This is a genomic window from Streptomyces griseorubiginosus (genome assembly GCF_017614965.1).
Taxonomy (GTDB): domain Bacteria; phylum Actinomycetota; class Actinomycetes; order Streptomycetales; family Streptomycetaceae; genus Streptomyces; species Streptomyces griseorubiginosus_B.
In genome coordinates this window covers 1-14438 of sequence record NZ_WVUG01000230.1, presented here as the reverse complement: position 1 = coordinate 14438, position 14438 = coordinate 1, and the positions used below count along the sequence as shown (strand labels likewise).

Sequence of the window (14438 nt, the reverse complement as noted above, 5' to 3'; positions counted from 1 at the left end):
CCCGCCGCCCCGTACGACCCCTACGGGCAGGGCGCGAGCAGCGGGCAGCAGCCGCGGGTCGCCGAGCAGACCGCCCACATCCCGCAGCAGGCCGGACCGGCGGAAGCCGAACGGGACGACACCGAGGCCCCCGCCGAACGGGACTACCGCACCGAACAGTTCGCCTTCGTCGAGCAGCCCGACGGTGACTCCGAGGACGTCATCGACTGGCTGAACTTCACCGAGAACCGCACCGAGCGCCGCGAGGAGGCCAAGCGCCGCGCCCGCAGCCGCCTCGTCGCCCTCGTGGTGGCCCTGGCCCTGGTCGCGGTCGGCGGCGTCGGCTACCTCTGGTACGCCGGGAAGCTGCCCGGGCTGTCCAAGTCCGGCGCCAAGAAGGGCACGGCGACGGCCGCGGGCGCCCAGAACCGAGACGTGATCGTCGTCCACCTGCACAACACCGCGAAGGGCGGCACCTCCACGGCACTGCTCGTCGACAACACCACCACCAAGCAGGGCACCACCGTGCTGCTGCCCAACTCCCTCTCCCTGACGGACGACACGGGCAACGCGACCACGCTCGCCAAGTCCGTCGAGGACGACGGCTCCTCCGGCACCCGCGACGCCCTCGACACGGTCCTGGGCACCAACATCGAGGGCACCTGGCGGCTGGACACGCCCTATCTGCAGAACCTGGTCGACCTCGTCGGCGACATCGACATCGACACCGACGCGGACGTGCCCGACCCGAGCGCCAAGAAGAAGGGCGGCGCGCCCCTCGTCCACCGCGGCAAGGACCAGACCCTCAGCGGGAAGATGGCCGTCGCCTACGCCACCTACCGTGCCTCCGGGGAGGCCGAGAACGCCCAGCTGGAGCGGTTCGGGCAGGTCATGCAGGGCGTGCTGCGCAAGATGTCCTCCGACCCCTCGGGCGCCACGACGACCGTCCAGACCCTCGCGCAGATCCTCGACCCGTCGCTGACCGACAAGGACCTGGGCACCTTCCTCGCCAAGCTCGCCGACCTCGCCAAGGAGGGCGACTACAAGACCGCCCTGCTGCCCGTGCAGAACGACGGCACGCTCAGCGCCCAGGCGAGCGCCAGTGTGGTCAAGGACGTGCTCGGCGGCACCGCCAAGAGCCCCGACCAGGGCTCCGCCGTCCGGGTCTCCGTGCAGAACGCCAGCGGTGTGAAGGACAACACCGAGAAGACCCGCGTGACGCTCGTCAACGGCGGCTTCACCTTCATCGACGGCGGCACCTCCGCCAGTGCCTCGGCCACGTCCAAGGTCGTCTACTCCGACGCCGCGGACAAGGACGACGCCACCGAGGTCGCCAAGACCCTGGGCCTGCCCACCAGCGCCGTGAGCAAGGGCCAGACCGGCGCGAACGCCGACGTCTCGGTGGTCCTCGGCAAGGACTACAAGCCGTCGTCGGCCTCCTAGTCACCCGGCGGGCGCCCCACGTGATCCCTTAATCACGTGGGGTGCGCCCGGCGGTCCGTGAGACCCTTGGTGTCAAGTGACCGCCGACCGAAAGCCACGTAGTGACCGCCACCGACCGCTCCATCGAACTCATCCACACAGCCGCCCAGGCGGCCGCCGACAAGCTCGCGCACGACGTCATCGCCTACGACGTCAGCGACGTCCTGTCGATCACGGACGCCTTCCTGCTGGCCTCCGCGCCCAACGACCGCCAGGTCAAGTCGATCGTCGACGAGATCGAGGAGCGGCTGCAGAAGGAACTCGGCGCCAAGCCGGTGCGCCGCGAGGGCGACCGCGAGGCCCGCTGGGTACTGCTCGACTACGTCGACATCGTCGTCCACGTCCAGCACAGCGAGGAGCGTGTCTTCTACGCCTTGGAGCGGCTGTGGAAGGACTGCCCCGAGCTGGAGCTGCCCGCCGACGCCAAGGCCACCCGCGGCAAGGGCGAGGAGCACGCCAAGCTGCAGGCTGCCGAGGAGGCGGCCGACCTCGGCGGTGAGTGGTGATGGGCGCCACCGGTGAGGTGTCCGCCGGCCGCCCCGGGCGGGGCCGCCGCGTCATCCTGTGGCGGCACGGCCAGACATCGTGGAACGTGGAGCGCCGCTTCCAGGGCACCACGGACGTCCCGCTGACCGAGGCAGGGCTGGCCCAGGCCCGCCGCGCCGCCCGGCTGCTGGTCGCCCTGGCACCGGACGCGATCGTCGCCTCCGACCTCCAGCGCGCGGCCCACACGGCGGCCGAGCTCGCCGCGCTCACCGGCCTGGAGGTCACCCACGACGAGGGCCTGCGCGAGACCTACGCGGGCGTCTGGCAGGGGCTGACGCACGAGGAGATCATCGAGCGGTACGGCGAGCAGTACGCCGCGTGGAAGCGCGGCGAGCCGGTCCGCCGGGGCGGCGGCGAGCTGGAGACCGAGGTGGCCGACCGGGCCGCCCCCGTGGTGCTCCGGCACGCCGAGAAGCTCCCCGACGACGGCACCCTGGTCGTGGTCAGCCACGGCGGGACGATCCGCACCACCATCGGGCGCCTGCTCGGTCTGGATTCCCACCACTGGGAGAGCCTCGGCGGTCTCTCCAACTGCAGCTGGTCGGTCCTGGGCGAGGGCGCCCGCGGCTGGCGGCTGCTCGAGCACAACGCCGGCACTCTGCCGGAACCGGTGCTCGGCGACGACGACTGAGCGGATTTCACTTTCCGGCAGGTCGCAGGCTAAAGTTCTTCTTGTTCACCCCGCCGAGCGGGGAGAACGAGGGAACACGGGGCTATAGCTCAGTTGGTAGAGCGCCTGCATGGCATGCAGGAGGTCAGGAGTTCAATTCTCCTTAGCTCCACAAGCTCCACACCGGGATCCCGCCTCCGTCAGGAGGCGGGATTTCTCGTTGGCCACACCCGCTCGCTGCGCTCCCGGAGCAGGGCCACCTTCTCCCGTGCCGCCTCGTCCTCGGGCGTGTAGACGACGATGCGGCACTCGGGCATCCCGTCGATCTGCAGCGACTGCGAGGCCATCCGCAGTTCCCCCACCGCCTCATGACGGAACGTCTTCACCCGCGGCCCCGGAGGTGTCACCTCGCCGCTCGCCCACAGCCGGGCGAAGTGCGGACTGGCCTCCGACAGTGCGCTGATGAACCCCTCCCAGGCCGGCTCGCCCACATGGCGGCCGTACCAGGACCGCAGCGTCGCCACCATCAGCGGCAGCTCGCGGTCGCGGTACACCACCGGGCAGACCTCCTCCGGCAGCGTGAACAGCGTCCACAGCACGTTCGGTACGCCGATCCGGACCGTTTCCGGCACCAGGAACAGGGCGCGGTAGGCGGCGTTGGTGGCCAGGACGTCGTACCGCGAGCTGTAGACCACCGCCATGAGCGGGTCGAGGGCGTCGATGATGCCCTGCACCTCCGGCCCGACGGACCGCGTCAGCCGCTCCGGGACCGGTTCGAAGGGCACCTCCGCCAGCCGGTACAGATGCTCCCGCTCCGGCGGGTCCAGCCGCAGGGTGCGCGCCACCGCGTCCAGGACCTGCGCGGAGGCGTTGATCGGGCGGCCCTGCTCCAGCCAGGTGTACCACGTCACGCCGACGCCGGAGAGCTGGGCGACCTCCTCGCGGCGCAGGCCCGGTGTGCGGCGCCTGGACCCCGGGGGCATGCCGACGTCCGCCGGAGTGACCCGGGCCCGCCTCGTGCGCAGGAAGGCGGCCAGCTCCGGCCGCTTGCGATGTGTCGTCGTCATCGTCACGTCCCCCGTCACGTCCCCGTCGTACACCCATCCTCAGTGCCGGGCCTGTCCGCTGCCAGGTGCTGTCAGTACCAGCATCGGCGGGCTCTCGGCACCCGTACCGAGTCGTCGTCAGGCTCGACGGCATGACGACGACCACGCCCGGGACGGGGCCGGGTTCCGTCCCCGCTCCACGCCCCGCACCCAGTAAAGCCCCCGCCACTGACAACCGGTCCCGGCAGCTGCTCGCGCTGGTGCTCGCCGCCCAGTTCATGGCCCTGCTCGACGTGTTCATCGTGAACGTCGCGGCCCCGACCATCGGCACCGAACTCCACGCCTCCGGCTCCGACTTGCAGCTGGTCGTCGCCGGATACGCCATCACGTACTCGGTGCTGCTGATCACCGGCGCCCGCCTCGGCGACCGGCTGGGTCACGGCCGGGTCCATCTCGCCGGGCTCGCCCTGTTCACCGCCGCCTCGCTGGCCTGCGGACTCGCGCAGGGGGCGACCGAACTCATCGTGTTCCGGCTGGTGCAGGGCGCCGGATCGGCCGTGATGATCCCGCAGGTGCTCAGCCTGATCCAGCGCACCTTCACCGGCGAGGCCCGGGCCCGGGCGCTCGGCGCGTACTCGGCCGTCATCGCCGTCGGCGCCGCCGCCGGGCAGGTCGTCGGCGGACTCCTGGTCAGCGCCGACCTGTTCGGCACGAGCTGGCGGCCGGTGTTCCTGGTGAACGTGCCCGTGGGCCTCGCCCTGCTGGCCCTCGGAAGCCGGGTCCTGCCGGCCAGGGACGCGGCCGCACCGGAGCGGGCGCGTGGTCTCGACCTGCCCGGTCTGCTGCTGCTCGGCGCGGCCGTGTCGCTGTTCACGGTGCCGCTGGTGCTCGGCCAGGAGCAGGACTGGCCGTTGTGGTCCTGGCTCTCCCTGGCCTGCGCGGCGGTCCTCTTCGCGCTGTTCAGCCGGTACGAGTCCGGCCTTGCCCGGCGCGGCGGCGCCCCGCTCATCGCCCCACGGGTGCTGCGGCAGCCCGGCATGGGCCTGGCGGTGTTCCGCATCCTGGCGGTCATGGCCGTCAACGGCGGCTTCCTGTTCGCGCTCACCCTGCACGTCCAGGGCGGCCTCGGGTACAGCGCCCTGCGCGCGGGCCTCGGATTCGCGCCGACGGCGGTCGTCTTCGGTGTCGTGGGACTGACCTGGCGCTCCTGGCCCGCGTCCTGGCAGCGGCTGCTGACGCCGGCCGGGTTCGTGCTGACCGCCCTGTCCGTGATCGGCGTGGGGCTGCTGCTGAAGGGCGGCGACGGCGGCGGGGCGGCGCTGTACGTGGCGTACGCCGGTGTCGGCGTGGGCATCGCGCTCGGCTTCAGCCCGACCCTGACCCGCGCCTTGGCCACGGTCCGGCCGGAGGACGCCGCGGACGCCAGCGGCCTGCTCGCCACGGTCGCACAGCTGGGACAGCTGACCGGAGTCGCCGCGTTCGGCACACTGTTCTTGAACCGGCTTGAGTCACTTGGGGCCCCGGGGGCGTATACCTCTGCGGAGGCGCTTCTGGCGTGCATGTTCGCGCTGGCCGGTACGGCCGCGGTGGGTGCCGTGTCCGGACTGGTACTGAGGCGTCGCTGACCGTATCGGCCCGGCCGTGGCAGAATCAAACGGCCGGAAGGGGGCGCGGCCCGACGGGAGGGAGCAGTGATGCCTGCGAGCATCCTCGAGGAGGACGGCCACCTCCTCGAAGCGGCGTCGACACGGGACACGGTCACCCGCCTGAGCTGCCCTTCCTGTGGTTCCGCCCACGTCGCGCAGGTTCTCGGCGACAACGGCGGGATCTCCTACGTGTGCACGGCCTGCGGCCACAGCTGGAGCTGATCGATGGGTGCACACAGGCGGAAGTGCGACTGGTGCGGCAGCGGTACGCCCATCGTCCGCGACATGGAACCGGTCAATCCCGACTACCAGTACTGGTGCGAGGAATGCGCGCGGGCGCTGATCATAAAGGGTGACCCGATCGAGACCTACCGCGAGCTGGAGGGCGAGCCGATCTACGGCCGTCTTCTGGAGGAGCACTGCACGCTCAAGCGGTTCTACTCGTTCGTGACGGCCTGAGGCGCCTCCCGCGCGCGGGCCTCGGGCAAACGATTTGGTGTTCCACCCGGTCGACCGTGTAATGTTGGCGTCGCCGCCGGGGAAACCGGGCGGAACACACCGCAAGGGGCTATAGCTCAGTTGGTAGAGCGCCTGCATGGCATGCAGGAGGTCAGGAGTTCAATTCTCCTTAGCTCCACAGCAGATCCCGCCGGATCATCACGATCCGGCGGGATCTTTCGTGTGTTCAGGGGGAGTTGGCTTCCGGGGGAGCCGGCGCAGACGGAAGGGCCGCCCGGTAGGGCGGCCCTTCGACGTGTGCGTGCGGCTCAGCGGCCCAGGGCGCGCCGTCCGCGGCCCTGGGAGAGCACCGGCAGGTTGCGGGCGGGGGCGCGGTCGCGGGGCGCCTCCTCCTCGATGCGCAGGGCCAGCGCCGGGCAGCGGCGCACCGCGCGCACCGCCTTGGCCTCCGCGTAGCGCGGCACCTGCGCCTGGGCGACGGTCGGGAAGCCGTCGGCGCCCAGCTCGAAGACCTCCGGGAGGATGTCCGCGCACAGCCCGTGGCCCCGGCACAGTGTCCAGTCGACGTAGATCTTCTGGCGGCTGGCACCGTTGTCCGCGGGGGCCTCCGCGCCGCCCGGGATGCCCGTCGGCATCTTGCCGCCCTCGAAGAGCGGCAGAACGCCCTCCACGGGCCGTCCGCAGCCGTTTCCGAGGACATGGGCGGCCAGGTCGTCGGTGAACGCCTTGATGGTCGACTCCAGGAACATCGCGGAGCCGTCCGGGTGCGAGCACGCACCGCGCCGCTTGACGTTCTTGGCGACCTGCTTGAGGGCCTCCAGAGCGGCCGGACCGCCGCCGTTGATGATGTCCTCCATGCCGCGCGCGGCGGCCGGCAGACCGAGGTAGCAGGGACCGCACTGGCCCGCGCTCTCCTCGGCCAGCCACTGCGCCACCCGCAGTGACTCGCCGAGCGGGCAGGTCTCCTGACTGATCGGCAGGATCGCGCCGGCGCCCAGCGCACCGCCCACCGCGTCCAGGGAGTTGCGGGAGATGACCGCCTCGTTGACGGTCGCCGCGTCGATCCACTTCCCGTGGTAGCCGCCGGTCAGCACACCCTGCGGGACCGGCGGGGCGCCGGCCAGCTGCAGCACGTAGCGCAGCGGTACGCCCGTGGGGACCTCGATCACCATGGGGCGGGCGACCGCGCCGGAGACGGTGAGCATGACGGTGCCCGGCTCGTCGTACAGGCCGGTGTTGCCGTAGCGCTCGGGGCCGATGCGGGCGGCGATGGCCAGCTGGGCGAAGGTCTCGGCGTTCGACAGCAGCGTGGGCGCGCCGCCGACGCCGTTCTGCGAGGCGCTGACCTTGCGGCCGGGCGGGATCGCCGGGCCGCCGTCGATCGACCGGATCAGCGACGCGGCCGCGCCGGTCACCATGCGGACCGGGTTGCGCTGGACGAACGCCTTGAGGGCCGAGCGGCGGCTGTTGCTCAGACCGCGTTCGGCGAGGGCGGCCTCCATGGAGCGCTGGGTGGACTCCCGGGTGACACCGATCACGAGCGTGCGGGCGCCCAGGGCCTCGGCGCACAGCAGCGCGCCGTCCAGGATGAGGTGCGGGGCACGGTTGATGAGCACCGTGTCCTTGCGGCAGGCCGGCTCGTCCTCGCTGCCGTTGACGACCACGACGGGCCGCACACCGCGCTTGATCGCCGCTTCGGCGACCGAGCGCAGCTTCTTGTGGAAGGGGAAGCCCGCGCCGCCGCGGCCCTTCAGGCTGATGTTCTCGGCGAGCTTGGCGAGTGCCTCGCCGCCGAGGGGGTCGAGCGGCCCGTGCACCTTGAGGTGCATGGGCAGATCGAGTCTTTCGACAAGGTCGAAGCCCGACGTGAGCTGCGGAAGACCGACCACGCGGACTTCTGGAACGTCGGGCAGGGCCTCGTTCACCTATAGCCTCCGGAAGGCGTGTTCCAAGGTTCGCCCGAACCCGATGCGTCGAACGACTCACCGGGAGGTTGATTGGCGGGACCGCTGTTGTACGTGTCGTTCGGGTTGTACGTCCCGTAGAGGTTGTTTGTCTCACCGGTGTCGTACACATCACTGTTCCGGTACGCCGCGGTGCCCGAATTGCCATAGGCCGGGATGTTGTATCCCGTGTCCTGCATCGGGTCGTACGCCGACGGGGGCGCCTCGCCGACCGGCGGCGGCGTGGGGACCGGCCAGGTGCCCGAGGTGCTGCCGCCGCTGTCCACGCGCGGGATGCCCCCCGTGCCCTGCATGTCCATGGGCAGGTCCATGCGGGCCGTCTGGTCGGCTCCGTAGGGCTGCTGGGCGCGCTGCTGGGGCGTGACGGCGCGGTAGGCGGCCGCGAAGCCGCCGGTGGAGTCCGGGGTCATGGTGCGCGAGGAGCCGGTGTCGTAGAAGCCGGCGGTGGCGGGGGAGGGCCCCGTGTCCATGGGCGCCTGGGGTGCCTGACGCGGCGCGCGGGCCTCGTAGCCCGGCAGTGCGGAGGAGGCCTCGGCCACGCGCGCGCGGCTGGACTCGAGATCGTCCCGGACGGACATCGGCTCGTTGCCGAGCAGCATGGCGAGCCGGTCGGCGACCTTGCGCTTGAACGGGCGCGGGGCCGAGCGCAGGGCGAGGGCCGCGGCCACGGCGACCACGCACAGCTCGTACGACACCATGAAGAACGGCTTCGCCGGACGTCCCGCGTACAGACCGTGGATCAGGGCCGCGCACCAGGACGGGTAGGCCAGCATGTGCATGGCACGCCAACGGGCGGCGACCGGCGCGGGGGAGGCGAACTGGTTGCGCAGCGCGCCGGTGACACCGACGAAGATCATCAGGTACGCGGCCAGCGAACCCATGCCGATGAGCGTGGCGCTGCCGGGGTTCGCGCCGCCGCCGGTGAACACCATGCCGAAGGGGATCAGGGCCGCGATCCAGCCGGCGTGGTCCAGCGCGATCTTGACGCCGATGTGGACGATCAGGAACGCGATGGACGCGACGGCGGTCACCCGGTGGATGCCCTGCGCCACGATCCGCTGGCGGATGTTGAGGATGAGCCGGTCCTGGGCCACCAGGCCCCAGATCACCGAGCAGGTGAGCAGGACGAGCGACAGCACGCCCGCACCGAAGTTCAAAAACTGCTGCAGCCAGTCGCCGCCGGCCAGCACGACTATGGGTATCAGCAGCAGGACGACAGCCGTCGCCACCCCATAGGCCGACCGGCCGGGCTTGGGGAGCGAGCTGTTACTACGACGAGGGTTCATGGGGGCAACTCCGAGCAGTTTCGGGAAAGCGGTCCCGCTGCCGAACTCTAAGTGGCGCCATACCGATCGGTACGAGGTTTGAGTTATTGCGCTGTTACCTAAGGACAACGCAGTCGTTGTGATGTCCGGGTGTCGGGTGTTACGCGAAGTAACTTTGACCGTTATTCAGTTGTGGCACCGGACATGCGCCCGGTGCCAAGGACCCATACGGAAGCGCGTCGCATCGTGCTCAAGCGCTGCGGTACCCTAACGCCATGCGTGCCGTACGCCTTCTGCTTAGCGGGCCGCGCTGATCAGTCCCGACCACCGGGCGGACCGGATGGTCGGAATCGGCGCGGCGTCCCCTCCTGTGCGAGGGGATTTTTCGTTTCCGGCAACGAGCAGCCGCTGGCAGAGACGACCGATGGAGCTTGAGGATCATGAGCGAGACGAACCCCGCTGCCACCGCCGAGGTGGTCGCGCCGCACCGCTACACGGCCGCGATGGCGGCCGAGATCGAGGCACGCTGGCAGGACTTCTGGGACGCCGAGGGCACGTACGCGGCGCCGAACCCCGAGGGTGACCTGGCCGGCGACCCGGAGGTCGTCGCCCGCCCCAAGAAGTACATCATGGACATGTTCCCGTACCCCTCCGGTGCGGGCCTGCACGTCGGCCACCCGCTGGGCTACATCGCCACCGACGTCTTCGCGCGCTTCCAGCGCATGACGGGCCACAACGTCCTGCACACCCTGGGCTTCGACGCCTTCGGCCTGCCCGCCGAGCAGTACGCGGTGCAGACCGGCACGCACCCGCGTGTCTCCACCGAGGCCAACATCGAGAACATGAAGGTCCAGCTGCGCCGGCTGGGCCTGGGCCACGACAAGCGCCGGTCGTTCGCCACGATCGACCCGGAGTACTACAAGTGGACCCAGTGGATCTTCCTGCAGATCTTCAACTCCTGGTACGACGACGAGGCGGACCGGGCCCGTCCGATCTCCGAGCTGATCGCCCAGTTCGAGACCGGTGAGCGCGTCGTACCCGGCCACACGCGCGCGTGGCACGAGCTGAGCGCCACGGAGCGCGCCGACGTCCTGGGCGAGTTCCGGCTGGCCTACGCCTCCGACGCGCCGGTCAACTGGTGCCCGGGCCTGGGCACCGTGCTGGCCAACGAGGAGGTCACCGCCGACGGCCGCTCCGAGCGCGGCAACTTCCCCGTCTTCAAGGCCAAGCTGCGCCAGTGGAACATGCGCATCACCGCCTACGCCGACCGGCTGCTGCGGGACCTGGAGGCGCTGGACTGGCCCGAGGCGATCAAGCTGCAGCAGCGCAACTGGATCGGCCGCTCCGAGGGCGCCCGCGTCGACTTCCCGATCGACGGCGAGCGAATCACGGTCTTCACCACCCGCCCGGACACCCTGTTCGGCGCCTCCTACATGGTGCTGGCCCCGGAGCACCCGCTGGTCGAGAAGTTCACCCCGGCCGCCTGGCCGGAGGGCACCCACGAGGTGTGGACCGGCGGTCACGCCACGCCCGCCGAGGCCGTCGCCGCCTACCGCGCGCAGGCCGCCTCCAAGTCCGACGTGGAGCGGCAGGCCGAGGCCAAGGACAAGACCGGTGTCTTCATCGGCGCCTACGCGACCAACCCGGTCAACGGCGAGCAGATCCCGGTGTTCATCGCCGACTACGTGCTGATGGGCTACGGCACCGGCGCGATCATGGCCGTCCCGGCGGGCGACCAGCGCGACTTCGAGTTCGCGCGCGCCTTCGAGCTGCCGATCGTCTGCATCGTCGAGCCGACCGACGGACGCGGCACCGACACCTCGACGTGGGAGGACGCCTTCGCGTCGTACGAGGCGAAGATCATCAACTCCTCGAACGACGACATCTCCCTGGACGGCCTGCCCGTCGCCGAGGCCAAGGCGCGCATCACCGAGTGGCTGGAGCGCAAGGGCATCGGCGAGGGAACGGTCAACTTCCGGCTGCGCGACTGGCTGTTCAGCCGCCAGCGCTACTGGGGCGAGCCCTTCCCGATCGTCTACGACGAGGACGGCGTGGCGCACGCCCTGCCCGAGTCGGTGCTGCCGCTGGAGCTGCCCGAGGTCGAGGACTACAGCCCGCGCACCTTCGACCCGGACGACGCCGACACCCAGCCCGAGACCCCGCTGTCGCGGAACGAGGAGTGGGTCGACGTCACCCTGGACCTGGGCGACGGCCCGAAGAAGTACCGCCGTGAGACCAACACCATGCCCAACTGGGCCGGCTCCTGCTGGTACGAACTGCGCTACCTGGACCCGCACAACGCCGAGCAGCTGGTCGACCCGGAGATCGAGCGGTACTGGATGGGCCCGCGCGCGGGCATGCCGCACGGCGGCGTCGACCTGTACGTCGGCGGCGCCGAGCACGCCGTGCTGCACCTGCTGTACGCCCGCTTCTGGTCCAAGGTGCTGTACGACCTGGGGCACGTCTCCTCCGCGGAGCCGTTCCACAAGCTGTTCAACCAGGGCATGATCCAGGCCTACGTCTACCGCGACAGCCGGGGCATCGCCGTACCGGCCGCCGAGGTGGAGGAGCGCGACGGCGCCTACTACCACCAGGGCGAGAAGGTCTCCCGGCTGCTGGGCAAGATGGGCAAGTCCCTGAAGAACGCGGTCACTCCGGACGAGATCTGCGCCGAGTACGGCGCCGACACTCTGCGCCTGTACGAGATGGCGATGGGCCCGCTGGACGTCTCCCGGCCGTGGGACACGCGCGCGGTGGTCGGCCAGTTCCGGCTGCTGCAGCGGCTGTGGCGCAACATCGTCGACGAGGCGAGCGGTGAGGTCACCGTCTCCGACGCCGAGCCCGACGAGGACACGCTGCGCGCCCTGCACAAGGCGATCGACGGAGTGCGCCAGGACCTGGAGGGCCTGCGCTTCAACACCGCCATCGCCAAGGTCACGGAGCTGAACAACCACCTGACCAAGGCGGGCGGCACCGTGCCGCGCTCGGTCGCCGAGCCGCTGGTGCTGCTGATCGCGCCGCTGGCCCCGCACATCGCCGAGGAGCTGTGGCGCAAGCTGGGCCACACCGACTCGGTCGTCCACCAGGACTTCCCGGTCGCCGACCCGCGGTACGTGGTCGACGAGGCCGTGACCTGCGTCGTGCAGATCAGGGGCAAGGTAAAGGCCCGCCTGGAAGTGCCGCCGTCCATCTCCGCGGAGGAGCTGGAGAAGGTGGCGCTGGCGGACGAGAAGGTCGTCGCGGCACTGGAGGGCGCCGGGATCCGCAAGGTCATCGTGCGTGAGCCGAAGCTGGTCAACATCGTTCCCGCGTAGCCGTCGGGCAGGTGGGGCGGGCGACACGTCCGCCGTCTCCGGGTAGTCCCCTACGGGCAGGATCCGGGTCTTCCACGGGCAGGTTCGGGGTTCTTCTGGAACTCCGGACCTGCCCGCCTCGTTTACCGTGGAAGAGCCGCGCGACATGTCGCGACAGCCCGGAGGAGGAGCACAGTGGAAGCAGTGATCGCAGTGTTCGCCCTGCTCTTCGTCCTCTTCCTGGTGCTCGGCGCCTACGCCACCGTCAAGGTGATCGGCGCCGCCAAGCGCGGCGTGGACCGCACCATCGACCAGGCCCGGCGCACGGTCGAGGACCACACCCTGCGCGCCAAGAGCTTCGTGCAGCAGGGGCCGGCGGCCGAGGTCGCCGCGCTGCGCCTGAAGCTGCGCACCTCGATGCGCGCCACCCAGGACGCGCTGCACGCGGGCGCCCGGGACGACCAGTCCCTGAAGGAGTCCGTGGACCTCTTCCGGCGACTGAGCGTGCACGGGCACGAACTGGACGGCGAGCTCAAGCGCCTCGAGGGCGAACCCGACCGCGCGACACTCGCCCAGCGGCTGCCCGACCTGCGCGCCCGCACCGAGCGCATCACCCAGTCCGCCGACTCCCTGCGCTGGGCGGCCCGGGACCGGGCCCACCGGTTCGCCGCGGACGACCTGGACACGCTCAGCGCCCAGATCGACGTGGAGGCGGGCGCCCTGCGGCACTGGACGAAGGAGGAGCCGTCCGCCGCCCCGCCGCCGTGGCCGGACGCCCCGGCCGCCGACAACGCGACGGCGCAGCAGACCTGGCCGGAGACACCGCGCCGGACCGAGGAGCCGACGCGGGCCGCCATCACCCCTCCGGGACAGCGCCCGAGCTACCCCTGGCAGAAGAAACCCCGTCCCGAGAGCACTACTTGATCCGGTCAAGGGCAGACCAGGTGACAGGGGCCGGGCTGCCGTAAGGGCACTACGCCAGGTAACCTCCAGCTCATGTCCCGCCATGTCGCGATCGTCACCGATTCAACGGCCTACCTGCCGCCGCGGACGATGGAGCGTCACGGCATCACAGCGGTCCCCCTGACCGTGGTCCTCGGTGGCGAGGCGCTGGACGAGGGCACCGAGATCTCGACCCGTTCGCTGGCCCAGGCACTGCAGAAGCGGCGCCCCGTCACCACCTCGCGGCCCAGCCCCCAGCTCTTCGCCGAGACCTACCGCAAGGTCGCCGAGTCCGGCGCCACCGGCATCGTCTCCCTGCACCTCTCCGCCGAACTGTCGGGCACCTTCGACGCGGCGGTCCTCGCGGCGCGTGAGGCACCGGTGCCGGTGCGGGTGGTGGACACCGGGACGGTCGCGATGGCCCTCGGCTTCTGCGCGCTCGCCGCCGCGGAGGCGGCCGAGGCGGGCGGCACGGTGGACGAGGCCGTCACGGCCGCGGAGAAGCGGGCCTCGGGCACCTCCGCCTACTTCTACGTCGACACCCTCGACTATCTGCGCCGGGGCGGCCGGATCGGCGCGGCGCAGGCGCTGCTGGGTTCGGCGCTCGCCGTGAAACCGCTGCTCCAACTGGACGGCGGGAGAATCGAACTCCTCGAGAAGGTCCGGACCGCGTCCAGGGCGATCGCCCGCCTGGAGGAGATCGCGGCCGACCGGGCCGGCAGCGCGCCGGTCGACATCGCCGTCCACCATCTCGCCGCCCCCGACCGGGCCTCGGCGCTGGCGGACCGGCTGCGGGCGAGGGTGCCCGGGATGGCGGACCTGCATGTGAGCGAGGTCGGGGCGGTGATCGGGGCGCACACCGGGCCCGGGCTGCTGGGGGTCGTGGTCTCGCCGCGGTGACGGTGACACCACTCGTTTTCACCCGTGCGGGTGGCGGAGTTGTCCACAACCGGTGGGTAATCCCCGGGAATTGAGCAAGATCATCGCGGTGGTGGCGGAGTGGGTGATCCTCGCCGCATGGCACTTCGATCACGTTCACGCACAGCGACCGTCTCCAGCGGCCCCGGACGCGGCCCCGCCACGGACGGCCGGATTCGCCATCGTCGCGCACCCGCAGGGAGCCGGGGGCGGGCCCGGCATCGGCACGAGTCGGCGGAGGCGCTCCGTCGGCGGGCGGAGGTGCTCTTTCCCGAACGGCCGGAGGGG

General features: G+C 71.0%; 12 protein-coding genes and 2 tRNA genes. 11 read left to right on the top strand and 3 right to left on the bottom strand.

Annotated features, from left to right (window positions below; all coding sequences use genetic code 11):
• The 4 genes from GRC12_RS31875 to GRC12_RS31860 all read left to right on the top strand — a co-directional run.
• Positions 1-1422 (top strand): LCP family protein (locus GRC12_RS31875; RefSeq protein ID WP_208783011.1); only part of this gene is annotated, 1422 nt, incomplete at its 5' end.
• Between the two features lie 101 nt (positions 1423-1523).
• A complete protein-coding gene (rsfS, locus tag GRC12_RS31870; protein ID WP_208783010.1) occupies positions 1524-1967 on the top strand; it encodes a ribosome silencing factor in 444 nt (147 codons plus the stop codon).
• Positions 1967-2638, top strand: coding sequence for a histidine phosphatase family protein (locus tag GRC12_RS31865; RefSeq protein ID WP_208783009.1), 672 nt, complete (start codon positions 1967-1969; stop codon positions 2636-2638). Before rsfS ends, GRC12_RS31865 begins: the two co-directional genes overlap by 1 nt.
• 78 nt (positions 2639-2716) lie before the next feature.
• Positions 2717-2789 (top strand) — tRNA-Ala (locus GRC12_RS31860).
• A gap of 28 nt (positions 2790-2817) precedes the next feature.
• On the opposite strand, the gene GRC12_RS31855 is transcribed toward GRC12_RS31860, so the two are convergent.
• Positions 2818-3684, bottom strand: coding sequence for a helix-turn-helix transcriptional regulator (locus tag GRC12_RS31855; RefSeq protein WP_208783008.1), 867 nt, complete (start codon positions 3682-3684; stop codon positions 2818-2820).
• Positions 3685-3815: 131 nt separating this feature from the next.
• On the opposite strand from GRC12_RS31855, the gene GRC12_RS31850 reads away from it, so the two are divergent.
• From GRC12_RS31850 to GRC12_RS31835, 4 genes are all read left to right on the top strand, one after another.
• A complete protein-coding gene (locus tag GRC12_RS31850) occupies positions 3816-5288 on the top strand; it encodes an MFS transporter (protein WP_208783007.1) in 1473 nt (490 codons plus the stop codon).
• A 69-nt stretch (positions 5289-5357) separates the two neighbouring features.
• Positions 5358-5531, top strand: coding sequence for a hypothetical protein (locus GRC12_RS31845; RefSeq protein ID WP_133041029.1), 174 nt, complete (start codon positions 5358-5360; stop codon positions 5529-5531).
• 3 nt (positions 5532-5534) lie between these two features.
• A complete protein-coding gene (locus GRC12_RS31840) occupies positions 5535-5768 on the top strand; it encodes a hypothetical protein (RefSeq protein WP_003976229.1) in 234 nt (77 codons plus the stop codon).
• A gap of 105 nt (positions 5769-5873) precedes the next feature.
• Positions 5874-5946: transfer RNA gene (locus tag GRC12_RS31835), tRNA-Ala, on the top strand.
• A gap of 130 nt (positions 5947-6076) precedes the next feature.
• Here the strand turns inward: GRC12_RS31835 and GRC12_RS31830 are convergent.
• The gene (locus GRC12_RS31830; RefSeq protein ID WP_208783006.1) at positions 6077-7693 is read right to left on the bottom strand and encodes an NADH-quinone oxidoreductase subunit NuoF family protein; all 1617 of its coding nucleotides are present in this window, start codon (positions 7691-7693) and stop codon (positions 6077-6079) included.
• Positions 7690-9018 carry a cytochrome b/b6 domain-containing protein gene (locus GRC12_RS31825; RefSeq protein ID WP_208783005.1) on the bottom strand — a complete coding sequence of 443 codons (1329 nt, stop codon included), beginning with the start codon at positions 9016-9018 and terminating at the stop codon, positions 7690-7692. The genes GRC12_RS31830 and GRC12_RS31825 overlap by 4 nt, the downstream gene beginning before the upstream one ends.
• A 419-nt stretch (positions 9019-9437) precedes the next feature.
• On the opposite strand from GRC12_RS31825, the gene leuS reads away from it, so the two are divergent.
• The 3 genes from leuS (at position 9438) to GRC12_RS31810 (ending at position 14132) form a co-directional block, all read left to right on the top strand.
• Positions 9438-12311 carry a leucine--tRNA ligase gene (leuS, locus tag GRC12_RS31820; protein WP_208783004.1) on the top strand — a complete coding sequence of 958 codons (2874 nt, stop codon included), beginning with the start codon at positions 9438-9440 and terminating at the stop codon, positions 12309-12311.
• Between the two features lie 174 nt (positions 12312-12485).
• A complete protein-coding gene (locus GRC12_RS31815) occupies positions 12486-13214 on the top strand; it encodes a hypothetical protein (protein ID WP_208783003.1) in 729 nt (242 codons plus the stop codon).
• Positions 13215-13286: 72 nt separating this feature from the next.
• Positions 13287-14132, top strand: a complete 846-nt coding sequence (locus tag GRC12_RS31810; RefSeq protein WP_208783002.1) for a DegV family protein — start codon at positions 13287-13289, stop codon at positions 14130-14132.
• The last annotated feature ends 306 nt before the right edge of the window (positions 14133-14438 follow it).

Bases quoted from the DNA above. Each gene is read 5' to 3' on its own strand.
- GRC12_RS31865 (WP_208783009.1), top strand. From the start codon at position 1,967: ATGGGCGCCACCGGTGAGGTGTCCGCCGGCCGCCCCGGGCGGGGCCGC.
- GRC12_RS31855 (WP_208783008.1), bottom strand. From the start codon at position 3,684: ATGACGACGACACATCGCAAGCGGCCGGAGCTGGCCGCCTTCCTGCGC.
- GRC12_RS31850 (WP_208783007.1), top strand. From the start codon at position 3,816: ATGACGACGACCACGCCCGGGACGGGGCCGGGTTCCGTCCCCGCTCCA.
- GRC12_RS31845 (WP_133041029.1), top strand. From the start codon at position 5,358: ATGCCTGCGAGCATCCTCGAGGAGGACGGCCACCTCCTCGAAGCGGCG.
- GRC12_RS31840 (WP_003976229.1), top strand. From the start codon at position 5,535: ATGGGTGCACACAGGCGGAAGTGCGACTGGTGCGGCAGCGGTACGCCC.
- GRC12_RS31825 (WP_208783005.1), bottom strand. From the start codon at position 9,018: ATGAACCCTCGTCGTAGTAACAGCTCGCTCCCCAAGCCCGGCCGGTCG.
- leuS (WP_208783004.1), top strand. From the start codon at position 9,438: ATGAGCGAGACGAACCCCGCTGCCACCGCCGAGGTGGTCGCGCCGCAC.
- GRC12_RS31810 (WP_208783002.1), top strand. From the start codon at position 13,287: ATGTCCCGCCATGTCGCGATCGTCACCGATTCAACGGCCTACCTGCCG.